The sequence below is a fragment of the Chryseobacterium vaccae genome, from assembly GCF_009602705.1.
Taxonomy (GTDB): domain Bacteria; phylum Bacteroidota; class Bacteroidia; order Flavobacteriales; family Weeksellaceae; genus Chryseobacterium; species Chryseobacterium vaccae.
The window spans coordinates 272,210-297,635 of sequence record NZ_VSWH01000001.1 but is presented as its reverse complement, the minus strand read 5'-3'; the positions used below and the strand labels follow the sequence as shown (position 1 = coordinate 297,635).

Sequence of the window (25,426 nt, the reverse complement as noted above, 5' to 3'; positions counted from 1 at the left end):
ATATTATGAAAAAAAATAAATTATCTACAAAATAAAAGATGTTAAGTCTCGTTTAGGTGATACTATATCTTAAAATATGTTAAATTAACATATAGGCAATAAAAAACTAACAATAACTTTAAAATACATAAATACATGAGAAAAATATATGCAGGCGCTCTGGCTGTATGTAGCGTCTTTACTTTTTCTGCGCAGGAAGTCTTATGGCAGAAAGACATCAAGTCTTCCACTCAGGATTTCCTAAGCCAGATTACCACCACTATCGATCAGCAGTATCTGATCACTGGAAGTTCCATCCAGACAAAAAGCCAACAACCAGCTGCTAACAAGCAAAACAACGGCTACGATTTCCACTTGGTTAAACTCAACCAACAGGGCGAGCAGGTCTGGGAAAAATACCTTTCAGGACAGAATCACGACTATCTTTCCGCTTCAGTATCTACCCAGGAAGGAGGATTCCTTATAGCAGGAACTTCATATTCGGGAAAAGGACTGAATAAAAAAGAAGAATCCAAAGGCGGATCCGATATCTGGCTGATAAGATTGAATGAGTTCGGGGATGAATTATGGCAGAAAACTTTAGGAACCGCTTCTGATGAAGAAGCCAGAGCAGTCGTTCAGGCTACAGATTTAGGATTCTTTGTGGCAGGTAATGTTCAGAACTCTTCCAAAGGTTATGGCTCTAAAGATGCCTGGATCATCAGACTGGATAAAAACGGAAAAGAACTTTCGCAAGTTATCTTAGGCGGAAAAGGATTGGATGAAGTAGAGAAAATGATTCCAACGAAAGATGGTGGCGCTTTGTTAGGGATTTATTCAAGAAGTTCAATCGGAGGCTCGAAGAAAACCGAGAATTCCGGCGAAGGCGATTACTGGATTATAAAGCTTGATAAAACAGGAAAAATAGAATGGGAAAAGAACTATGGAGGAAAAGGTGATGATCACTTAAGAACTCTTGCCTTAACCTCTACAGGCTATCTTATCGGTGGAGAATCCCGATCTGAGAGATCAGGAAACAAAACCGTAGGTATAGAAGAAGGAACCGATTTATGGCTTATTGCTTTAAACGAAAGAGGAGAAGAACAGTGGCAGAAATCCTACAACTTCAAAAACCGGGATATTCTGATGGGGATGAGTGTAATTCATTCCGCAGATGATAAAACTTCTAAAGGTATTTTACTCGGTGGTTACACCCAGGCAGAAGGGAGAATAGAAAAAGATGATGAAACGTTCTGGATGCTGTATCTGGATCAGGAAGGCAATGAGCAGTGGAGAAAACACATCGCCGGAGAAGACAGAAAGAAAGAAGAAAGACTTTCGGATATTAAGCTGAACCGAGACGGTTCTATCATCCTAGCCGGAACCAGCGCAGAGGAATTAGGAAAAGAGAACTGGAAGATTGTGAAGCTTGGAGACAGCCAGATCGATAAGCTGATTCAAAAGCAGGATATCAAAATCTATCCGAATCCTGCCACGGATTATGCTTACATCGAGATAGGCTATGATTTTTCAGAATCCGATATTCTGGTGTATGATATGGGCGGAAGACAGCTTCAGAGTGTAAAGACGAAGAATAAAGTGACCAAGATTAATACCCAGTCACTGGTTCAAGGAGCTTATCTGGTGGTGATCAAAACAGATACGAATAAAACAGCCAACGCAAAACTGATAAAGAAATGATTAGAAAGAAAATAATAGGTATGCTCTTTACGTTACTGGGCATGCTGAGCTTATACGCTCAACAAACCATCGGGAATGCTCAGATAAACAGACAGGTTCTTAATTATCCCACCTCTCCGAATGCTTATGCACTGGATAAAGTGGGAAAACTCCCGATGGATTTATTTAACGGGAAAGCCAATATCAACCTGCCTATTTATACCATAGAACTAGGAGATCTGAGCTTTCCAATTGGTCTTAGTTACAATACAGGCGGAATCAAACAAAACGAAATTGCCAGTTCTGTAGGCTTAGGATGGGCTCTGTCAATGCCAAACTCTGTTTCAAAGAGTATTTTCGATAAAGATGATGACATGTCTACTTTATTTTTCAAAGATATCAATCAGGCGACCTTAACACTGACTAATATTGATCCAAACAATGCGGTACAGCAGGATAATCTAGATCTGCTCAACACAGGGACAAATGACCTGAAGCCGGATCTCTATAGCTATAATTTACCTGGTTTAAGCGGAAGCTTTATTGTTAATAATAACATAGGATATACCATTCCGCATGAAGATATAAAAATTGAAAAGTCAGGTTTTAATTTTAAGATAACCGATACCGGAGGGTCCATGTACTGGCTATCACCTCAGAATTTTGTTGTGTCAAAAAGTCCCGGTGTGACGTCACAGTTTTCACAAAACCTTATGTTAATAGACAGTATAAGGACTGCCGGAGGAAAGTCTTTAAAATTTCAATATTTAAAAATACAGAAATATAGGGAGAAAACGAAGTACGAAAAAAAATACATTATTACAACGGAGGATAATTATGTACCTCCCGGATACAGCAATTTCCCATATCTGAATCCTAATCCTCCTATGGTTGAAAACATAGAGAATAATACGGAAAATCTGATTACAAAAATTATATTTCCGGAAGGAGAAGTCAACTTTTTCTATTCAGGTGATGATAATTTATCTACAACACCTTCAAACGTTTACCGTAAAGACCTGAATTCTGATACAGGCGGACTGGCCCTGAAACGGATTATTGTTAAAGATAAAAGCGGGAAAACGATCAGAAATGTGACTTTAAACTATGCTTATTTTGAGCCGGCAGGTTCCAACCCAACCTATGAAGGTTATCGATTAAAGCTTCTTGAAAAAGTGGATGAATTAAACAATACAAAACATGTTTTTACCTATAATGAAGAAAAAATTCTTCCCGCCCGAAATGCCAATTCAGATGATTACTGGGGGTATTTTAATACTAATACAGGTTCTGCTTCCAATCTTCCTTCTGGGATAATCCCTGGTGATTCATACGGACGAAACAGAGCCAGCAGTCAGGAATTTACCCCATTGGGTGTTCTTACCAGCATAAAATATCCGACGGGTGCGGTTAAAAAGCTGTATTATGAAAATAATTCATATTCATCCCGTTTCACTGATACAGAACATCTTGAACAAATTTTCGGAGTAATCGATAATGATTCATCTACCGATCCGATCGGATCTCCCGTTACAGAAACCTTTACCATTAATCCATCTTATCATGATGTAAAAGTCCGTTTTTATAATAACTGTACCAACAATACGAACCCGCCTCAGCTTCCGGAGAATGGTGTTTTTACTTCATGCAAGGGAACTGCGGTTAGTGGGAGCACATCAATGGCTTTTCATCTGCAGGCAGATGTCAGACCCTTTAATAACACAGGCCAGCCGATTACCTTAAAGCTTACAAGAGGTGGCGATTGTGGATGTCAGATCTCATTATTCCGGGAATATATTCAAACCTCAATTGGAATTAGAGATACCCAAGCTGGAGGACTGCGGGTAAAGCAGATTGAAGACATTGACCAGAATAATGTATCCAATGTATTTTACTATGATTACAACAATTCTGGTACTCTGAAAAAGAAGTTCAGCTATTATAAGCCTTATTTCAGAATTGCAGAACCTATGGGTGGAGGTATGGGACCAGGTGAAGGAGAAGGCGAACCGGTTTCTCCTGAAGATTATGTCCGTAGAATTACCGAAGTGCAGACCTCCGGCAATGCGTACACCTCTTATAACTCCTCCAATATTGTAACCTATTCTGAAGTAACCGAACGTAATGGTCTTGGAGAGGTGGTTTCTACCTTTACCGATGATAATTCAGGAAACGGTATTTATATGAGTGGCAATGAAGCTTATACTGCATGGCAGTACGGCCTGCCATTAAAAACCATTTATAAAAAAGGAAGTGATACCTTAAGAAAAGAAACGTTTCATTATGAGTTCAATCCCCTGAAAAATACCAAGGCTGGTTTTATTATGGGAAATCCTGATGAAATTGCTTTCGGGATGGATCTGTATCTTGCCAAATACCATGCTACACACGGGATAAACCCTGACCTGACCACTTATGCAGTGGAATATTACCCGGTTTCTATTTATGGGGCAAAAATAGAGAAGAAGCAATCTAAAACCACAGAATACTTCCAGAACAATAAAGTCATAGAAACGGTAACCGATTATACATACTCTGATACCGATATCAATAAGCCGATCAATCTGAAGAACTCTATAACAACATCTTCTGACGGTACCATCCAGCAAACTTCCTATCAGTATGCTCACGATAAGGGAAGTCAGCTGATGATTGATAAAAACATGATTGATATTCCTTTGGAAAGCCAGGTTACCCAGACATCGGGAAATATTACGAAAACACTGTCTAAGACAGAAACGGTTTATCCTTCATCACTGCCACATTCTGTAACCGGAAATCTGGTATTACCATTATCGGAGAGGTCTTATGATCTATTGAACCTGACAAAAGTGAATACAGAAGTAACGTACGATAGGTATGATAATAAAGGAAACATCCTGCAATACACGACCAAAGACGGGATTCCTGTAAGTGTGGTCTGGGGCTACAACAAAACCTTACCAATTTTTAAAATTGAAGGGATAGCATACAGCCAGATCGAAGGTATCATATCATCTTATGTAAACGATTCAGATGGCGATGCTTTAGATCCAACAAGGGAACAGGGATTGATTCTTTCTTACGAAAGATTCCGTAAGGAACCAATTTTGAAGGATAAAATGGTCACTACTTATACCCATGACCCGTTGATCGGGGTAACCAATATTACATCACCTACCGGAATAAGGGAAACTTATATTTATGATAATGCAAACAGACTGAATGAAGTAAGGGTAAGGGAGAAAAAGGACAGTGTAGAATATGTTTCCAAAAAGGTGAAAGAACTGAATTACAATTACAAACATTAAAAACCAGATCATGAAGAAACAATTAAACCTAAAAATATGGTCTGTATTTCTTTTGGAATTTTTTGGATTGTCCAAAGCACAGACCACAGCTGAAAATTATGTACAGACCAAGACCTGCTTAGATGGTGACTGTACAAAAAAAGCAGAAACCATTACCTATTTTGATGGACTGGGCAGGGCCAAACAGATTGTTAACGTAAAGGCAACCCCTCTCGGACAGGATATCGTGGTTCCGGTTACCTATGATATTTATGGAAGACAGCTGAAAGATATTCTTCCGGTACCTGCGTCCACCATGAATTCGCATTATCATTCGGATATTACCAATGAAACTACTGCCAATAGCTACTATGGTTCTGCCAATGCTTTTAGCGAAAAGCAGTTAGAAAATACTCCACTCGACAGGGTATTACAGGAAGCAAAACCCGGTGATGCGTGGAAACTATCCGCAGGCCATACCAAAAAGTATTTGTACGAGACCAATACAGCCAAAGAAGTTAAGAAGTTTATAACAAATACCTCGATAAATACAGTTAATGGCGTTTCCAATACCGTTTCAATGGTGTATGTAGCCTCGAATGATTCCGGAAATTATCCAGCAGGAATGCTGTATAAGAACACAGTAATTGATGAAGATGGAAATCCCGTGACACAATTCCAGAACAGTCGTGGTCAGGTTATTCTAATCCGTAGAACAGACGGTGCGGAAAAAGTTGATACTTATTATGTCTATAATGAATACAACCAACAGGTCTTTGTCATTCCTCCCAAAGCTGTACAGGACATACAACAGAACGGTAATAGCGTGACGGGGCAGCTATTGGATAAACTATGTTATCAGTATAGTTATGATGGGCAAAACAGGATTGTGGAAAAGAAATTACCGGGAAAAGGCTGGGAATTCATGGTGTATGATAAAGCTGACAGGCTTGTTTTATCGCAGGACGTCAATTTGCGTACAGTTGGACAATGGCAATTTACCAAGTATGATGAATATTCGAGACCCATTTATACGGGGATAGTAAACAACTCTGCAAATAGGCAGACACTGGTAAACACTGTAGAGGCATTGGGGCTTAATATCGAAGCAAGAAGTTCCACAAGTTTTAGTAATAGTGGAACAAATGTCTATTATACCAACAGTAACGGATACCCAACCACAAATTTTAAATTGCTCAACGTTAATTATTACGATACCTATCTCCCCGAGATTACTACAATTCCTTTGGAGATCTTAGGGCAACAGGTTATGGCTCAGGAATTGGACCGTTTTAACGATTCCTCCACCAAAGGTCTTCTTACCGCTTCCTACCTGAAAAACATAGAGGATGATAACTGGACTAAGAACTATCAATTTTACGATACCAAAGCGAGAAATATTGCTTCCAATACAGTAAACCATTTGGGAGGATATACCCGTAAGGAAACAAAGCTTGATTTTTCCGGACAGCCACTGGAAAACTATATCTATCACAGAAGAACTGCTGCTTCAACTGAAGTTAAAATAAAAGAACGGTTTGTTTATGACAATCAGAATAGGCTTGTTAAGCAATACCATCAGGTAGATACGCGGCCTGAAGAGTTACTGGCTGAAAATACCTACAACGAAATAGGACAGCTTGTAAATAAGAAAACTGGCAATACAACGGGGACAGCTTTACAGTCGATAGATTATACATACAATATTCAGGGCTGGCTTACAAAAACTAATGATCCTGAGAATCTTGATGGAAAACTGTTTGGCTATGCCCTAAAGTATGAAGATCCGGCAGATATCGCCCATGCACCTGCCAAATACAATGGAAATATTGCAGAATTTGACTGGCGTTCAGCGAATGATGATGTACAGAAGAGATATGCTTATAGATTTGATAAACTGGACAGACTTACTGATGCTTCTTACCGCGAGCCTTCTGCTACTGCTCCTGTAAATGACGGTTATAGCGAATATATAACCTATGACCTGAATGGAAATATCCAGACCTTAAAAAGGTACCAACCATTAACAGGTACGCCTATTCTGATCGATGATCTTAAATACAACCTATATGAAGGAAACAGATTAAAAAAAGTTATAGATGAAAGTGGCAATGAATCCGGCTATACGCAGGGCGGAACCCTGATTGCTTATGATGATAATGGTAACATGACCGATCATTTTGATAAAGGGATTGAGAAAATCATTTACAACCATGTAAATCTGCCCAAGGAAGTAATTTTTGTAGAAAACAATAATAGCCTTGCGTTTATATACAGAGCTGATGGCGTTAAACAAAAGAAGACATACAGAGAGATCAATCCTTATACAGGTGCGCCCCGCACGACGAAAACTGACTATCTGGACGGCTTTCAATACGAAGATGTGGGATTTGGTGCTAGACTACTGTTTTTACCAACCTCAGAAGGGTATTTTGATTATCAGAAAAAAAGGTATATTTATAATTACAAAGATCACCTCGGAAATTTAAGGCTTGCTTATTACCGTGGGGATAACAATGAAGCAATAGTAGACCGTGAAACCGGATATTATCCTTTCGGATTAGAGTATGAAGGTTTTTCTGGGATAAGTACGGAGCTGCCAAGTTATGCGTACGGCTTTCAGGGACAAGAAAAACAGAAGGAGACAGGTTGGAGTTCTTTTAAATGGCGTAATAGTATACCGGAACTTGGTAGGTTCTTTAATGTAGATCCGTTAAGCGAGAAATATGCTTATCAATCTCATTATAATTTTGCAGAAAATAAGGTTATAGCTTTTAGAGAGATAGAGGGACTTGAAGGAATACATTATACTCACACAGATCAAAACAACAAAACATCTCACACGATCGAAAAAAATTTTGTTATTTTAACTCAGAAAACTAAGGACGTTCCTATATTATCTGATGATGCATCAAAACAAGAGGTAAAAGCAAGGGATAAAATTATTCGTCAAAATGAAAACATTAAACTAGCTAATCAAGCTAGAGTTGATTTTGCAAAAGAAGATCTTAATACTTATTATGCTGGAACTTTTAAAAATGGTAATGAAGAAAATGTTAATTTTAAAATAAATATTAGTGAATTACAAGTAAATGATACTAGTGCCAAAGATAAAATGGTAGATGGTGTACCTATTAGGACTTTAGGTAACAGATTGGGAATAATATCTGATCAAACTAAAGAAGGAAAAAACTTAATATCTCCTGCTTCAATTTGGACTACCGCAATAACATCTTCTGTAGGAGAGGCCCAACTCTTGGGCCCTATGATTTGGAGAATTAATAGCAAAAATCCTTCAGTAGGAAACCTCTCTCATGAATTTGGCCATAATTTGGGATTAGATCATCCCAATGGAGGTGCTGTTGCCACAGGAATTATGAGTTATCCTCCTGAAAGGCTAACTTCTACAGAAATAGATACGATTATTATGAACGCATATCAAAAAAAATAATTATGAAATTGATTACAGCTATATTCACATTTTTACCTATATTTTTATTTTCACAACAAAAATATTTTATTGTTACAATTGATAAATATGATACAGCATATCCAAAAGAAAATGAAAGATTTTTTTGGATAATCGACGAATCAGATAAAGATTCCTCTATATATCCTCTGTTCTTTTTTACTGTTGATGAAGAAATGAAAACACTTTGCAAAAATAATAGTTCGCTTGGTATTTTTAATCGAACTGAAAACACATTGCCAGATAAGCAATTGAATTATATTTTTAATAAAATATATAATAATAAAAACCTAGTATATTCTGTAAAGAAAGAATTTGTAAATGGAAATAGAAAGATCAGGTATAAATTATATGTTAGTTCTATTAATACAGAACAACTATTTTCATGCAAAATGGATATGGATGATGGTAGGAAAATTAATTATCAAGGTAAAGTTTTTTTTATAGACAAAGATTTTAAAATAAATAAAAATATAACAAAGGATGATTTAAATAAACTTGGCGGAGTTTATTCGCTTGACTTAAATCATATACAGACAAATCCTTATGAAACTATGAGATTTAAATAGTTTTAATTTATTACATTTTGCCTGCTGCCATACTAATCCTTTCATAAAGTCTCTCTAATTTGGACGTAGTGTATGTTTTTATGATTACTATGAGATGTTTTGCGTTCTATAAGTTTAAATAGTTTTGTACTTTATTTATATTATTATTTTAATAATATGATAATCAATATATTTTATTTTTGAAGAAGTAAAATAAAAAAGTATCTAAAACGATAAGAGAAATTAAAGAAATGATTGATTATAATTCAAATGTAATCAATCATAGACCTAAGGTGTAAATTTCCACACATACTTTAGTTGATAAAAATTAAACCACTGTAAAATCACAGTGGTTTTTATTTTCCATTTAGGAAGACGGATTATGTGTAATAGCCACGACTTTATCTGACAGTTAGGGGTTAAAAATAATTGTCAGTTATCCAATATTATCCTTACTTCCAAAAGTAAGGATTTTTTGTTCCTCTGCAAGAGTTTCCAATAATTTCTCTTTTGCAATAGTTTTACTATCTAGAAACGTCTGCATCGGTGTTTTACCGTAACAATGTTTTCCTGTATGCGTTCTTTCATTGTTGTAATACGACAACCAGCTGTTCAGGTCTAATTGCAGTTCTTCAATACTTCTGTAAATTTTCTTTCTGAAAGCTATGGCATAAAACTCGTCCTGTATCGTCCTGTGAAAACGTTCACAAATACCATTGGTCTGAGGGCTTTTAGCCTTGGTCTTCGTATGATCGATATCTTCAATGGCCAAATAGAGCTGGTATTCATGCTGTTCTCTTATTCCACAGTATTCCGTTCCTCGGTCTGTTAAAATTCTGAGTAAACGAAGTTCCTGCTGCTCAAAGAAAGGGACTACCTGATCATTAAGCATGTCAGCAGCAATAAGAGCATTTTTACGGTCATATAGCTTTGCAAATACTACCTTTGAATATGTATCAATAAAAGTTTGTTGATAAATATGTCCAACTCCTTTGATATTGCCTACGTAATAAGTGTCTTGAGCTCCTAAATATCCAGGATGATGAGTTTCAATTTCTCCATGAGCTTTTTTCTCTTCCTTAGCCCTTTCTAGTGCTGAAAGTTGAGATTCAGTAAGGACTACACCATCTTGAGCAGATTTGGCTTCTAGGGCTTTCAATCTTAGTTTAAACGTATGTAGATCGTGTCTTAACCAAATACTTCTGACTCCACCTGGTGATACAATGAAACCTTTCTTTTTAAGTTCATTACTTACTCTAAGCTGCCCCAAAGCAGGGTTTTCAATAGCTATATCAACAACAGCTTTTTCAATGACTTCATCTACACGATTCTTTAATACTGGCTTTCTTCTGGAGATTTCCTGTAATGCTAATTCACCTCCTTGCTCATACAATTCTTTAAATCTATAAAAACTGTCTCGGGAATAGCCCATCACCTTACAGGCTTTGGATACGTTTCCTAAATGTTGTGCTAATTCAAGTACGCCTAACTTGTTTTTGATAATCTTTTGTTGTGTTGTCATAATACTTAATCTGTTTTAAAGTTATTTAATTTGATTATAACTGTCAGATTAAGTATTGACTAATTCAGATTATGAATTCGTTTGTGGAGGTGTAAGCTCACCAATTTTGTTTCCATTCTAAATGATAGATTCTTCTTTCATTTTTTGTTTATATTTTTTAGGACTTATGTTCCCTAATGCTTCGTGGGGCCTATTATAGTTATATTCTATCCACCATTGATTTGCTTTTTCTTCTGCGTCTTGTAAACTTTTAAAGACATACATATTGAGAAGTTCATTTCTGCAGCTTTTGTTCAGTCTTTCAATAAGGCTATTTTGTGTTGGTTTTCCAGGCTGTATATAATGAATTTCTATTTTATTTTCCTGAGCCCATAGCTGAAGATTTTTAGATATAAATTCAGGTCCATTATCAACTCTTATGCGTTTAGGCTTGCGTCCTTGTTGTTTTAAACTATTTAAAACCCTTACTACTCTTGCAGAGCAGATACTTGTATCAATTTCCATGGATAGTAATTCCCGGTTATAATCATCAGCAATATTTAATATTCTGAATCTTCTCCCATCATACAAACTATCGCTCATAAAATCCATACTCCAGCATTCATCAGGTTCTAAAGGAATATTAATACTTTCTTTGACTCTGGTGGGAAGCCTTTTTCTTACCCTTCTGCGAATACTCATATTTAAAGCTATATAGACTCTATGAACCCGTTTGTGATTCCAAATATATCCCAAATCCCGAAGCTTATGATAGAGCTTCCAAAAACCATAACCTGGATGATCTTGTGAAAGTTGTGTCAAAACTTCAATTAATTCATCGTCATTTTTAATGCTTGTGTAACGGTAACTTCGCCTACTGATACCTATTGTCAAACAATTTCTACGCTCACTTAAATGGTATTTCTTACAAATAAAGTTGATAATTTCACGCTGTACAGAAGGCTTTACCGCTTTTTTGACAAAACATCTTTTAAAGCTTCAATCTCTAAACATCGTTCGGCATAAAGTTTCTTAAGCTTAGAATTTTCGGACTCCAGATCTCGCATCTTTTGAATATCCGAACTTTCCATACCTGAATATTTACTCTTCCAACGATAGAAAGTACCTTGCGTAATGCCATGATTACGGCATATCTCTATTACACTTTTACCAAGTTCCTGTTCTTTCAAAATTCCAAAAACCTGACTCTCTGAATACTTACTCTTTTTCATATTTAAATTTAAAGTTTTTTAAGCCAAAAACTCTATCTTTAAATGGACACATTTTTAGGGAAGTTTACAATTAGCTTTTTGAAATAGTTTAAGTGCTTCTTTATTTTCCCCCTCATTATTAAGAGAAATTCCCTTATCAATTAGTTGATCAATTTCTTTATTTCCGGGACATGAAATTGTTCCGGCTTTTGTTTCGGAGAAAAAAAATAAAAGTAACAGGGTGATAAAAACAGTATACAATCTTTGGAAAATCAAGTTCCTGTCTTTCCCAACAAATCCGGTTCTCCGCAAAGATAATTTTTTAGCCATAGGATTATATTTTATAATGAATCTGTTTTTTCATCATGCTGAAAGTCAAAAAACGGTAAAATATTTACGATGTATATGAAGCCAACAAAATTTAGCTACAAATAGATTGACCTTATGCAGACACTTTTAATTGTTCCACAAAATAAGAAGGAGTAACTCCTGTTTCTTTTTTAAAAGCAGTAGTAAAAACCTTCGTTGAAGCAAAACCACAGTATTCTGCAAGATAAGTAATCTTATACTCTCTATAAACAGGTTCATTATACAAGAGTTGTATTATGTTCTGTATTCTAAGACCATTAAGATAATTGTTAAAATTTTTTCCAGTGTATTGTTTAATAATTTCAGAAAGGTATCTTGGATTGGTATCAAGAGAAGTGGATAAGGAAGAAAGTGTAATATCCTTTTTAAGAAACTTTCCGGATTTTTCAAATTTTTCCAATTTCTCAAGCAAGACTTTTGAGGTTTCGTCTGGTATGGTAACAGAAAACTTAGTTTCGTTATTTTCAGTTTTCCCTGTTGTTAAACTAAATAGATATGATGTATCTTCTTTATCCTTTATTTTAGCAATTAAATCTTCATAATTCCTGTGAAGATTTTTATTCTTTCTCCTCCAAAGCAGACTTGTAACGATTGTAGCAAAAAGAAACAGACTTATTATAGCAATGAGTTGTTTTTTTGAAATTGCCTTGTGCTCATTTATCTCATCCGTAACCATCTTTTTCATGGTTAAATTAGCAGTCTTTTTCTCTTCATAATTTAGACTGTCACTAAGAGCAGTAAATTTTTCTCTGTAGAATTCTGCCTTTTCATCATCACCAATTTTCAGATATGCCTGAAGAAGATGTTCATAGGTTTGTTTTCTTTCAAAAGGAAAAGAATGCTGCTTCTCAAATTTTAATGCATTTGTAGCATATTCAATTGCTTGCTGATACAGTTTTTTCTTAATATATAATTTGCTTAGCTCATTGAAGGTTTCAGCTTTTTGTGTAGGATCTGTATTATAATTTTTATTTTCATAAATATTCTTTGCATTTAAAAGATATTTTTCTGCTGTTTCAAGAGCATTTCGTTCTATATAAGAAGAGCCTATAGCCATCGATAAGTAGGCAATTAATCCATACTTATCGTCAATAAATACTTCCGTATTTTTATCACTTATCGTTTTAGCTATTTCAAAAGCTTTAAGGTAATTAGATAATATCGTATCATTTATTCCTGGCTCCTTCTCTTTATTTTCGTAGTATATATTAATATTCTCATAACTAAAAGCTAATTGGTGCTTCTTTCGATCTTCATTTTCAATTTGTTTTGCATAAGTGATTGCTTTTCTGAAATCTTTTAAACTGGCATCATTTAAACCTAAATATCCCAAAGCTAAAGCATTTCTCCGGTAGATACTTGAAATATGTCCATAAATGTCTTTCTTGTTATTGATTACTTTTTTTAATTCGTTGCTTAGGTCTATTGTCTTTTTATATTCACCTTGTCCAAGATAAACAGATGTAAGAGCACTCCCACTTCGAATTACTCCCCAGTCATACCCTTCTTTCTTTGACTCTGACATTAGTTTGAGTAATAGTTTCTCCTGTTTAAGAGCAGTATATGTTTTACTTTCTTTACTGATCTCATCCAGTTGTCTGTCAATAGATATTCCATTTGGTGTAGTACCGGATGGTCTATTCTGACAAAAAGTAATATCAAAATAAAATAGTAGGATAAAAAGATAAAATGATTTTCTCATACAGTAAAAGCGAGGAAGGTGAAAAAAATAAAAAAATTTATTCATTATAAATTAGTTTTAAAAGTAATAATTCAATATAAAAAACACAATCATTGATTAAAACATTTGTATAAGGCTAGAAAGATTAAATTTTAACTGATCTTTAAAAGTTTATGATAGTAAAAATAATTCTTTTTTTGTTCAATATTTCAGGATCCCCTGCCTGATTGATTTTTATATTACAAACCCTATTAAAATATTTATCATTTGAGCAAATTTAATGAAATATAAATTCCAATAACGCAAATACCAATTTGTGAATTTTGAAATTTTATAAAAAAACAACAATAAACTATAAAACATTGATTTTCAATATATAAAATTTGTAAAACAGATAAAAAAGCACCTGAAATTTTCCGAATTATTCCTGTATTAAGTTTGTACAGCTATTGTGGTAATCATAATATTGCATCAAAATGAAAACCGATTCTGAAAATAACGTGATGAACAAACTCTTCTCTCTGCATTTCTTTGAAGGGGGGAGATTTTTCTTTTTACTCCTGTTATTCGTCAATTTTCAGATAACGCAGGCTGGCTGCAGGAATAATGAATCTGCTTCATCAGACATGGCTACTCCATCCAATACCCTATTCATATCAGAAGGTACTGTAGTTTCAGGAATGGAAAAAATACATGTTCTCCAGCCGGCAAAGGAAAAAGGAAAGAAAAAGGCTAAGAGAAAAAATTCATTGATCTCTAACAAAAAGAAGCAAAAGAAAAAAGAAAACCTTTCCCAACCTGTTGAAAACGGAAATAATACGGTATTAACTTTCAGTAGAGATCATCAGTCAGAAAAATCTTTATTGAGTGTATCTGACAGTGATAACCCAATTGTAAGGCCACAGCATATGATGAAATTCTATATACTTAGGCCTGAAAATAAAATACTGTCTTTACTCTGCCTGAAAGATATTTATTTCAAAAACATTCATAAAAGTCATTGGTTTTCTGCCCTGACATTTTTTCAAAATTTTAACAGACCTCCACCCCACGCTTTATTTCTGTGATGAGCCTCATTTAATTCGGAACTTCAAGCAGCCTTATTCACGAAAAATTTACTGTAATTCATCTCAATTCGCCGGACTTATACGTCGCGAACAGGCAAGATTATTTGCTAAACCCAACAAATATTTATAAAGAAAAACATTATTAACAAAAGCCAATTTCCGAATCTGTACTGCAAAAAATCACAGGTTGCAATTGGGAAAAAACACAACTAACCTTAGAATAAATCTTTGGCTATTCCTTACACTGGAGGCAATGGGGGAACTTATACTGCCCAAAGTTTTACCCAGAATGGACTTACGTTCACCCTTACAGCCGGCAACTTCAGAATAGGAAACGGAAACCTGGTGTACACCATCAACGGTACGCCTGCCACTTCCGGAGCCATGTCTGTAAACATCACTGCGGGAGGGAAAAGCTGTAACGGACTGACATTAAATGTAAATCCATAAAAATAACAAATAATACTGCTTACCCTATCCATATAATGAGCCGGAGCTCTGATCAGAATAAATGAAATATAAAGACCTCTGAATTAGTTTCATTTGGGAAGGGTAAGTAGTATTTTCGGAAGGAACAATATGATACAGAAAAACATTCCATTTATAAAAACCTATTTAAAAATCATGAAAAAACAACTTCTGCCCATCGCAATTTTCCTTGCTGTAACGGGCACTGTAAAGTCTCAGATTGCCATAGGGAAACCGACAGTAACCAATACTTCGGTCTCCCTGGAATTTGCAGACACAGAAAACCGGGGATTCATACTCCCCTATGTAGAAACGAAAACAGGCATTACAAACAACGGTACCCTTATTTATGATACTACCGACTACAAAGTAAAATACCTGAAGGATACCGGAACCTGGACCGACTTGAGTGTTGACAATACCGGAACAGCCAGCCTTTCGGCTCAGATCGGCAAAACTGAATCTGCAACTGCAAAATCAGTTATCGGAACAGATGCTGCCACAAACACCACTCCTGGAATTCTGATTTTGTCTGATGACAGCAAGGCGATGATATTACCTAAAGTGGCCAGCCCACATCTCAATATCCTTGACCCTGCCCCCGGAATGATGGCTTATGACACAGTTAAACGGCAGCTTGCTGTATACAACGGCAAAGTATGGACTTTTTGGAAACCTTAAATGAACACAACATGAAAAAACTACAGATTTATTAGCCTTATTCTTTATAAACATGGCAATTTTACTCAATTAGGCATTAATACTAGGTCTTTAAAAACAGTTGATCCAACATCAGTACACATCAAACAATCATATGGAAATCAGCAACATGGAAAAAGCTTCTTATTGATCTTTCGCAACGCTGAATTTATAAAATGTATGCCTATTTATAAAAAATTTCATTACAAAACGTACATGCCGGAAATCCGGCTAAAAATTATTTAGTCATGAAAAAACAAACCCTCTTTTTCTTCATATTCCTTCTTATGGGCAATATGTTGATTCTGGCACAGAACTGCAACATTAATGCAGGAGCCAACGCCGTCATTTGCGGCACGTCTGCCAATTTATCAGGAAGCCCGGGAGGAAGCACATCCGGAACTCCACTATGGACCTTGGTGTCCAAGCCTTCCGGCGCACCCAACCCGGTTATTGTAACTCCCACAGGCTACAATACCAATGTTACAGGAATGACCTATCCCGGAAATTATGTATTCCAGATTGCACAGAACTGTACTACAGGAACAGCAACCTCACAGGTAACCATTACTGCTCCGGGAGATGTTACTTCCTTCACTGCAGGACCTGACATTACGAATGTTTCTGCAATTACAGGCGTTGCAACCCTAAATGCTGTAATACCGGCAGGGTATACGGCATCGTGGACGTATTATAATATTTATAATAAAGAATTTTATAATCAGACCACCACCACGAATGCTACCATGTCCAATACGACAACAGCAACTCCTACGCTGAGTCTGATCAAGAAAGCAGATCATGATATTGATCCTGCTTATCGTGCGGTATTAAGGATAACCTCCATCAACAATCCCAACTGCTGGTATGAAGATGATGCCATTGTAAGGTTTATTCCCAATCCACAAATCAGTCTTCCTGCCACCCATAACAGATGTTATCAATCAACAGAAACAAGCCGGTACATCAGTTTGAGTGGAACTTCTCCAATGTTTGCAAGCAATACAGCAAATTCAGCCGGAAATCCTGCATTTGGAACCTCGGTAACCATGAATATTATCAGCCAACCCGCGGGAGGTAATATTTCATTTTACCAGATCAGGAACAGCTCAATCTATTTCAATGGTGTAAATGTTACAGGAAGTTATATATTCACCATGACTGTTACCAATGCTAATGGAACATACACTACTCCTCAGATTACCTATAACTACAATGGTACAGATCCCAAGCTCATAAGTTTTGTTGATGCTTCATACCCTGAACAAATGCAATATTACTATGCAACCGGTAGCGGAGGTGGTGTTTATTGTAATATGGCAGGAAAAACAACTCCTATTACTATTTATTTCAAGATTGATCCCTCAGACCCGGCAACACTTACTACAGCAGTTAGCAATTCGGGAATTGTTCCTCCGGGGGGAAGCCCTTCTTTGGTGTTGAACGGAGCAGGAACAATGAATAGAAATATAGTAGCAACGCCACCTGCGGGAGGCTGGAGAGTGGGAACTTACATTGTAAATTTATCTATTAATAATGGAACCTGCGGCAATAGCCAGGATTATTATATTCATATTTCAGACGGCAGCCGTCCGAATGTGGCAGTTCCCAATACTACGATATGCTATACCGGATCAGGTGTTGTGACCGCCACTGTTCCTTTACCTGCTGTATATCAAGGAGTGGTCAACAGCAGCTATCTTCAGAAATTTTCCGGCAGGTATGACTTCACCCTGGTTTCAAAACCAGCCGGAGCAGCCAATCCTGTTTATGAATCCAGTAATCTCAGAACTTTCACCAATACTTCTACCACAATAAGTAACCTTGATAAACAGGGAGAATATGTTTTCAAGATAAAGGCTGTTCCTAATGCAGGAGGGGTAGACCCTAGGTTCATTGATCAAGAATATGCTTGTTCGGGGACTTCTTCAGAGGGTACATTTTCCATATTCGTCTCTCCACAGGTCAATGCTAATGCAGGATCTAATCAAACTCTGGAAATAGGAGCATCGCAAGCTTCCTTAAACGGAAACAATCCGGGTTCAGCCTCTTCAGGTATATGGATACTGGTTGCAAAACCAGCTGGAGCATCTGATCCGGTAATCGTCACCCCGTCTCAATACAATACCAATGTTACAGGACTTACCAGCTCAGGAACATACACTTTCAGATGGACTATTACCACTGGTACCTGCAGCAGCTTCAGTGATCTGTCTGTTAATGTTTCTGCACCATCTCCTGGAGGGGTTGCAGCAGCAGTCTGGTATAAAGCAGATGCTATTACCTCCACAGACAATACTCCGCTGAATCAATGGAATGACCAGATGGGAACGGGATATAACCTTGTACAGGCTACCTCTACTTTACAGCCTGCTTTCTCGAATCAGAATACACTGGCTAATTTCAACCCAACAGTAACTTTCAATTCGACAGCACATGGAACAGCACAAGGAGGTTTTATGGCAGCAGATCCGGGAACCGGGAAAGAAATTATAGACCGTACTAAAGGAAGTATTTACATTGCTGGTAAAATGAGTACGTTAGGTGCAGCCGGATTGGCTGGATTTGACCAAAGTATGGATTATCCAGGATTGCATATTTCCAATAATGCGACTACAGACAAGTTATTGTTTTATACAGCCGGAAGTGGATATACGACTCTATCTACCAATCTATTTGCGGATAAAAAGCCTTTTGTAGCTGGTTCTTCATGGCTGAATGCTGCCGGAGCCACCACTGCCAATCCATTAGCTAAAGTGTGGCTGGATGGCAATGAGTCTGTTTATATCAATACACTTAATAATGTAAATACAGGAAATACAGCCCGCACCTTTAGAATAGGCCGTGATACCAACTGGGGAAGCCATGACGGACAGATGAATGAAGCTATTGTATTTGCCACTCCTCTTACAGCAACAGAAAAAGCCCGTGTAGATTCTTATCTGGCAGTTAAATGGGGCACAACCCTTTTAAAAGATTATGTAAATTCTGCCAACAATATTGTCTGGAATGCTAATCCGGCCTATCAAAACAATATTTTAGGAATTGCAAGGGATAATTTTTCAGCTTTATATCAAAAACAGTCACGAAGTGAAAATCCTGATCAGAAATTGATTATCGGAGCTGGTAATTCTTTAGCGAATACCAATAGCGCCAATACCAATAGCTTAGCAGAAGGGCAATTCTTAATAGCCGGAGACAACGGATTAAAACAAGAACTGAAAACATTACTAACCTACTCCGCTGGTACTAACGGAGCCGTAAACTCCCGTTTTGAATCTGTATGGAAGGTACAGAATACCGGAAATGTAGGAACTGTAACCATTGCCTGGCCAAAAGGAGTAAAAAACATGTACCTGGTTCAGTCTCCGGATGCTGTTATTGATGCTACTGACAGCTTTACGCCAATGACTACTGAAGTTACCATCAACGGTGTGGTACACAACACAACGAATGTAACATTAACGAACGGACAGTATTTTACTTTTGCCGGTTATGCTTATGCGCCTGGCGGAGTATTTTCTGCGGCATGGTACCGTGCAGATGCAGTTTCAAACTTATTTTCAGATGCCGGTACTACTGTTGCTACAGACAATGCTGCAATTCAGCAATGGAATGAGTTCAACAACAAACCATTCTCTCTTCTCCAAGCAACAGTAGCGTATCGTCCGAAGTTTTCCAATAGTGCAACATTGGCGAACTTCAATCCAACGATGAATTATGATGGAACTCAAAAATGGCTGCAGTATGCTCCGGTAGATGCCCAAGGCAATATATTGAGCAGAAATAAAGGAGCTATTTTCTCTGTGGGAAACACAACCAGTGCAAATGCTTCATTAGTTGGATTTGGGGTATCGGGAGCCGGAAATGCAATGGATGACCCGGGACTGTACAGTTTCACAGGAAATAAATTTTTATTTTATCCTGTTATAGGTGAATATACTCCACAGAGTACCTATCCAATCAATGGCTTTTATATTGGTGGAGGTACCTGGGAAAACGGTGCCGGAACAGGAGGAAATAATGCTGTGAATATCACATTAAACGGTTTTCACCAGACGTATAACACTAATATTTCGAATGTAAACACAGCAGCTGCACGTAATGCGCTGATGGTAGGAAAAGCAGATGCAGGATCACAGCTTACCGGACAACAGAATGAAATGATTATTTTCGCAGACAAGCTAACCGATGAAGAGGTAAATAGAGTAGAATCTTATCTTGCTATAAAATACGGACAAACCCTGAGTAAAGAACAAAATAGAAATTATCTGAGCTCTACAGGTACAGTGGTTTGGGATGGATCAGCCAACGGTTATTATAACAATATTCTGGGTATTGCAAGGGATAATACTTCTGCTTTACATCAAAAGCAATCACAAAGTGTGAATGATGGTCAAAAGCTGATCATTGGTGCAGGAAATTCATTGGCGAATACCAATATTGACAATACCAACTCTTTAGCGGAAGGACAATTCTTAATCGCGGGAGATAACGGTCTTAAGCAAATCCTGAACACTCCGCTGGTGTACACATCAGGATCGAATGGAGAAACCAATCACCGTTTTGAAGCCATCTGGAAAGCTCAGAACACCAATGGTGTAGGAACTGTGACGGTTGCCTGGCCTAAAGGAGTAAAGAATCTATATCTGGTACAGTCTTCCTCTCCTGCTTTTGATGCAACGTCTACCTTTACTCCAATGACAGCTGAAGCAACTGTAAACGGAGTGGTATACAACACCGTCAATGTAACATTGACGAATGGGCAGTACTTTACTTTTGCTGGATATCTGTATGCCCCGGGAGGAGTTGCCGGACCCGATTTCTGGATAAGATCTGATGATGCCGGAGATATTGCAACAGCATGGAAGGATAATTCTATCAACGCCAACGATATTCCTGCGGTGGGTACATGGTCTCTTTCTTCAGCAGACAGAAACCACAACTTCCATCCCTATACAACAGGATACAGTACTTCGAAATTATTCTATAATAATGCCTCTGTACTGAATCCTACCAATGGTGAACTTCCTAATATATCCCACTCTATTTTCTCAGCTGTACGACCTATCACTTCAGATAACGGACGTATTACAGGAATTGATGATGATGCAACGTATGCTTCCGAGCCTGCATTATCAATTGCCAATGGAAAACCTAGACATTATGAGTATTACAACATCATCACTTCAACTGATTTTTCAACTGCTTTCAATATCGGAGTATCCAATGTATTCTCAGCAATAGCGGATAATTCTGTTGCGAATGGAGGAACATCTACTTTCTCAGGAGGAGAAAAAAGATTAGGACTGAATGGTGCTTATGAAACAACGACCTTCAATAATACCAATAAATTCCAGCTTTACGGCCGTAACCTAAGGGTAGGCCACGCGGGATGGGATGCATCAGGTGCTTTCCCTGGAGACATCATGGAGGTTGTTTGGTACAAACGTACATTAACAGCCAACGAACAATCGAGAATCAACTCTTATCTTGCTGTGAAGAATGGGGTTACCTTAAATGAGAATTATCTTTCTACAAACAGTAATGTAGTATGGGACAGAACTCTCAATACCGGTTACAACAATAATATTTTTGGTATTGCAAAAGATGAGGTTACTGTGTTGAACCAGAAACAATCCGGAAGCATCAATAACGGCCAAAAGCTTATTATTGCCACTACAGGTCTTACCGATAGTAATGCTGCCAACAATACGGAATTACCAAGCAATCAACAATTCCTAATGGTTGGAGATAACAATCTGAAACAGGGATTAAAAACTCCATTGGTTTATACTGCTGGTTCTAACGGAGCTACTAACTTCCGTTTCGAAGCGGTTTGGAAAGCCCAGAACACAGGAAATGTAGGACAGATCACTGTTGCATGGCCAAAAGGTATCAAAAACCTTTATCTGATACAGTCTTCGGATGAAACGTTTGATACAACAGATAATTTTACTCCAATGGCTACTGAGATTACCATCAATGGAACCATCTACAAAACAGCCAATATAGCATTAAGCAACGGACAGTTTTTCACTTTTGCCGGCTTTGGAGTGGCTCCAGGTGGAGTTGTCAATAATCTTTCTTATTGGTACCGAGCTGATAAAGAGGCGGCCAATACAGGAGATGGTACAGATGTTACGGCATGGACAGACCAGTTCTCAGGAACTACTTCTGCACAGTTGGGAACTAATGCGTTGCCTAAATTCAAGGCAGGAGCCGCTAATTATTTAAATTTTAATCCTGGAATTAATTTTACAGCAAACAGCCAGACGATTGGAAATGTATCAGTAAGAACTTTCAACAATAATATGTATGATATTTTTGTTCTGACCAAAGACGGACTTTCAACTCCAGGTACTAATGGCAGAATCTTCAGCTCACTACTTGAAAATTCAAAATTAACCGGAAATATCGATTACTGGGACGGTTTTGGAGATATGTATGATAACCGTACTGAAAGGGTTAATGCTGCGCAAAGCTACAGATACCTCGCTAATCCAGGTCCAGCAAGATCTACTACAATTCCGAGTATCATGTATCATAATCTTTTTAATACCACAACCGGAAAAGCCATTAATGGAAATGCGGTTTCGATGAGTGGAACGCACACAGCAATAGGCTTTTTGAATGGAGGACACGCATTCGGTTCTACACAAATTGGAGCGAATAGTAGTGATAACGGAGGTTTTGTAGGAAACCTGGGAGAAACAATTATTTATGGAGACGGAAATCTTAGTGTTACGGAAAGAAGGAAAGTAGATTCTTACCTGGCCATCAAATATGGTATTACACTGGGACAAGTTAATACGGATCATTATCTGAATACGGATGGAAATACAGTATGGAACGGAGCAGGCAATACGACGTTCAACAATAACATCTTTGGAATATCCCGTGATGATGTTGAGGTACTAGAACAAAAAGTATCGAAAAGTGTCAATGCAGGAACTATTCTTACTATTGCCACCATCAACGATTTTGTGAGCTCGAACCAGCTTGCAGCAAGAACAGGATTTGCCAATGATAAAACATACTTCCTGTTAGGAGACAACAATGTCACTGCAACAACGCTTGCCAGCATCACTGTTTCCGGAAATATCATGCAGAGAATTCAGAGAACATGGTTATCTCAACGTTCAAATACTCCTGGAAGTTTATACTTTGAGGCAGACCTATCAGCTTATGGAGCTACTTTTGCCGCTGGGAATAATATCCAGATGATTGTAGCGGATGACGCTGCCTTTACAACGAATGTAAAAACAATTGCCGGAGCCTTTACAGGCGGTAAATGGGTATTCATGAATGACTTCAACGCGGATAATGCTTTAAGGTATATCACATTTGCTGAAGGAAAAGCCTATTGCTATAAACCTGGCGCCGTTGCTACAGCCGGAAATCCAGCATTACCTACAAAAGTGGGAATTACCGCTCTTGGAAGGGCTGGAGCCGGTGCAGATAACTGGCCGATGGTAAGAAATGGTGGCTGGCTGGCCCTGGAAGCAAAGACCAAAGGTTTTGTTCCGAACAGAGTGAAATTTAATGTATCCAATCAACCTGTAGCAGCTGACGGGGTAACCCCTGTTATTACAGCCCCTGTAGAAGGTATGATGGTATATGATATCACCAACAAGTGTATGAAAATGTACACTCTTAAAGAAGGTGATACATCTATGACCTGGCATTGCATATCTATACAGACTTGCCCTGATTAGAATAAGCAAGTTTCATCATTGATAGCTCCTTAGCTCCTGAAAATATCCTGTGGAGCGGAGCTAAGGCTATCAATTTTTAAAATCAAAGAATGATGAACCGGATTGTAAAAATTAAGAAATATCATGATATAATACAGGACATGATGAAGCATTGCATACCCTTATACCACTTTAGGAATGAAAAATCAGATGACGATACAATGGTAATCAATACCAAATCAACACTATTTAATTGTAAGGCATTACGGAATTAATATTTCCTACTCTATCCCATTTAAAAAAATGTTACTTATGAATTCAAATTTTAGAAATATTCATATTGGAAAATATATACATCTGCGGGTTACGGAAAGTAACATTGACCTGCCCCGCATCTGCAACTTTATGAAATGCACAGAAACTGAGGTCAGCGAAATGTACATGCAGGAAGACCTTTCCACTCATATTTTACTGAGATGGAGCAAACTGCTTGATTATGATTTCTTCAGAATCTATTCCCAACACCTGATCCTCTATGCTCCACCTTCTGCTTCGTTTCAGAAAGCTGATAACTCATCAAGGCTGCCCCGTTTCAGGAAGAACATTTATACCCGGGAAATAATAGATTTTATGCTGGAACTTATAGAAAAAAAGGAAAAGACCAAACGTCAGATTACAGAAGAGTATGGAATTCCCTATACCACTTTATGCAAATGGATCGCAAAACATAATAAATAACAGTATCAAATAGACATGAACAAACATAATCAACCTAACTATAAACGAATTTACTCGGATATCATTGAAAAAAAATTTCCCCATAAAAAAGCGGAATGCGAAAAGTTAATAGGAAAAAAAATGCTTTCCGCCTTAGATATCGTGGAACTGAATAACAGAATATTTGGCACCAAAGACCAGAACCTGAAAAAGATGAATCAAAAACTTCGTTCCTATAATGAGTCTGATATTCTGCGCATCCTTAATTATCAAAAAAATCACAGAATGAATAACCTTCAGGTAGCCGAACACTTCGGAATGAGTAGAAATACCTTGACCAAATGGCGGAGGATTTTTCAATAGGATATCATTATTATTATTTTTAATATTAAATAGGGAGCTTTTTTTCAGGGCTCCCTATTTGTTCTCCAGGGCCTATCTCCAGAAATCTTTTAGATCTTTTATAAGGGGAAGCATAATGAACTTTCCGGAAAATTATGGCTTACTCTGCATGCGGAAACTTCCAGGAGTCTGCCCTGTCCGGTTTTTGAAAAACTTTGAAAAATTGGAAAGATCATATATAAATTTTCTCGCGATTGCAGCAATGGACATATCTGCTTTCAATAATATTTCCTTTATTTTTTCTATGATTTTAAAATCGTAAAAATAACCAGGATGCTTTCCGAATTCATGCTGATTACTATCTATAAGATGTTTATGAGAAATTGCCAATTCTGACGCAATCTGATTCAAACCCATCAAATCTGCCGTTCTTGCAGAAAGAACATCATCTATGTGACAATCTAAAAACTCAAAATATTTTTCTGATATTTCCTCACTTCTACATTTATTTTTTCGTTCATTCATGTTGCGCTTATTTTTATTAGCCCCTTTCAATTTTATTGATAATCATTTTACGGTATGACTTGTAGCATTTTGCCAACAGCATAGCAAGAACTTTTAACAATGTATTTTATTTATTCTATATCTTTAAAATCCATTGTATTGGATTATTGTAAAAATTAAAAGAACGCCTGTAAGGCTGATCCCTTTCAAAGCTTATAAAGAAAG

At 37.2% G+C, this 25,426-nt stretch carries 16 protein-coding genes; 10 read left to right on the top strand and 6 right to left on the bottom strand.

Translation table 11 applies throughout. From position 1 onward, the window contains the following. Positions 1–135 precede the first annotated feature (135 nt). Genes FW768_RS01285 through FW768_RS01270 form a run of 4 tightly spaced genes read left to right on the top strand, consistent with a single transcriptional unit; the run spans position 136 to position 8,966 of the window. The gene (locus FW768_RS01285; RefSeq protein WP_153391669.1) at positions 136–1,680 is read left to right on the top strand and encodes a T9SS type A sorting domain-containing protein; all 1,545 of its coding nucleotides are present in this window, start codon (positions 136–138) and stop codon (positions 1,678–1,680) included. After that, positions 1,677–4,949: a hypothetical protein gene (locus tag FW768_RS01280; RefSeq protein WP_153391667.1), complete on the top strand. Its 3,273-nt coding sequence runs from the start codon at positions 1,677–1,679 to the stop codon at positions 4,947–4,949. The genes FW768_RS01285 and FW768_RS01280 overlap by 4 nt, the downstream gene beginning before the upstream one ends. Before the next feature lie 10 nt (positions 4,950–4,959). Continuing rightward, complete coding sequence (locus tag FW768_RS01275) at positions 4,960–8,379, top strand: DUF6443 domain-containing protein (RefSeq protein ID WP_153391666.1); 3,420 nt, start codon at positions 4,960–4,962, stop codon at positions 8,377–8,379. Positions 8,380–8,381: 2 nt separating this feature from the next. Beyond that, on the top strand, positions 8,382–8,966 hold the full coding sequence (locus FW768_RS01270) for a hypothetical protein (protein ID WP_153391664.1): 585 nt from the start codon (positions 8,382–8,384) through the stop codon (positions 8,964–8,966). A 415-nt stretch (positions 8,967–9,381) separates the two neighbouring features. Here the strand turns inward: FW768_RS01270 and FW768_RS01265 are convergent, their stop codons facing one another. The 5 genes from FW768_RS01265 to FW768_RS01245 form a co-directional block, all read right to left on the bottom strand. Then, a complete protein-coding gene (locus FW768_RS01265) occupies positions 9,382–10,467 on the bottom strand; it encodes an IS481 family transposase (RefSeq protein ID WP_153391442.1) in 1,086 nt (361 codons plus the stop codon). Between the two features lie 117 nt (positions 10,468–10,584). Then, a complete protein-coding gene (locus tag FW768_RS01260; protein ID WP_231128784.1) occupies positions 10,585–11,379 on the bottom strand; it encodes an IS3 family transposase in 795 nt (264 codons plus the stop codon). Between the two features lie 32 nt (positions 11,380–11,411). Further along, positions 11,412–11,678: a transposase gene (locus FW768_RS01255; protein ID WP_153391660.1), complete on the bottom strand. Its 267-nt coding sequence runs from the start codon at positions 11,676–11,678 to the stop codon at positions 11,412–11,414. 54 nt (positions 11,679–11,732) lie between these two features. Continuing rightward, positions 11,733–11,987, bottom strand: a complete 255-nt coding sequence (locus FW768_RS01250) for a hypothetical protein (protein WP_153391658.1) — start codon at positions 11,985–11,987, stop codon at positions 11,733–11,735. A gap of 112 nt (positions 11,988–12,099) precedes the next feature. Beyond that, positions 12,100–13,728, bottom strand: coding sequence for a response regulator transcription factor (locus FW768_RS01245; protein WP_185151918.1), 1,629 nt, complete (start codon positions 13,726–13,728; stop codon positions 12,100–12,102). A 455-nt stretch (positions 13,729–14,183) separates the two neighbouring features. Between FW768_RS01245 and FW768_RS01240 the strand changes: the two genes are divergently transcribed. From FW768_RS01240 to FW768_RS01215, 6 genes are all read left to right on the top strand, one after another. Then, positions 14,184–14,774, top strand: a complete 591-nt coding sequence (locus FW768_RS01240; RefSeq protein ID WP_153391654.1) for a hypothetical protein — start codon at positions 14,184–14,186, stop codon at positions 14,772–14,774. Between the two features lie 228 nt (positions 14,775–15,002). Further along, positions 15,003–15,224 (top strand): hypothetical protein, encoded by a 222-nt coding sequence (locus FW768_RS01235; RefSeq protein ID WP_153391652.1) that lies wholly within the window; start codon positions 15,003–15,005, stop codon positions 15,222–15,224. A 174-nt stretch (positions 15,225–15,398) separates the two neighbouring features. Then, entirely contained in the window at positions 15,399–15,923 is a 525-nt protein-coding gene (locus FW768_RS01230) for a hypothetical protein (RefSeq protein WP_153391650.1), read from the top strand. Between the two features lie 266 nt (positions 15,924–16,189). Next, the gene (locus tag FW768_RS01225) at positions 16,190–23,659 is read left to right on the top strand and encodes a hypothetical protein (protein WP_153391648.1); all 7,470 of its coding nucleotides are present in this window, start codon (positions 16,190–16,192) and stop codon (positions 23,657–23,659) included. 291 nt (positions 23,660–23,950) lie between these two features. Continuing rightward, positions 23,951–24,376 carry a transposase gene (locus tag FW768_RS01220; protein WP_153391646.1) on the top strand — a complete coding sequence of 142 codons (426 nt, stop codon included), beginning with the start codon at positions 23,951–23,953 and terminating at the stop codon, positions 24,374–24,376. Positions 24,377–24,496: 120 nt separating this feature from the next. Next, positions 24,497–24,718 carry a hypothetical protein gene (locus tag FW768_RS01215; RefSeq protein WP_231128606.1) on the top strand — a complete coding sequence of 74 codons (222 nt, stop codon included), beginning with the start codon at positions 24,497–24,499 and terminating at the stop codon, positions 24,716–24,718. Between the two features lie 132 nt (positions 24,719–24,850). On the opposite strand, the gene FW768_RS01210 is transcribed toward FW768_RS01215, so the two are convergent. Next, a complete protein-coding gene (locus tag FW768_RS01210) occupies positions 24,851–25,252 on the bottom strand; it encodes a helix-turn-helix domain-containing protein (protein WP_317163047.1) in 402 nt (133 codons plus the stop codon). Positions 25,253–25,426 lie beyond the last annotated feature (174 nt).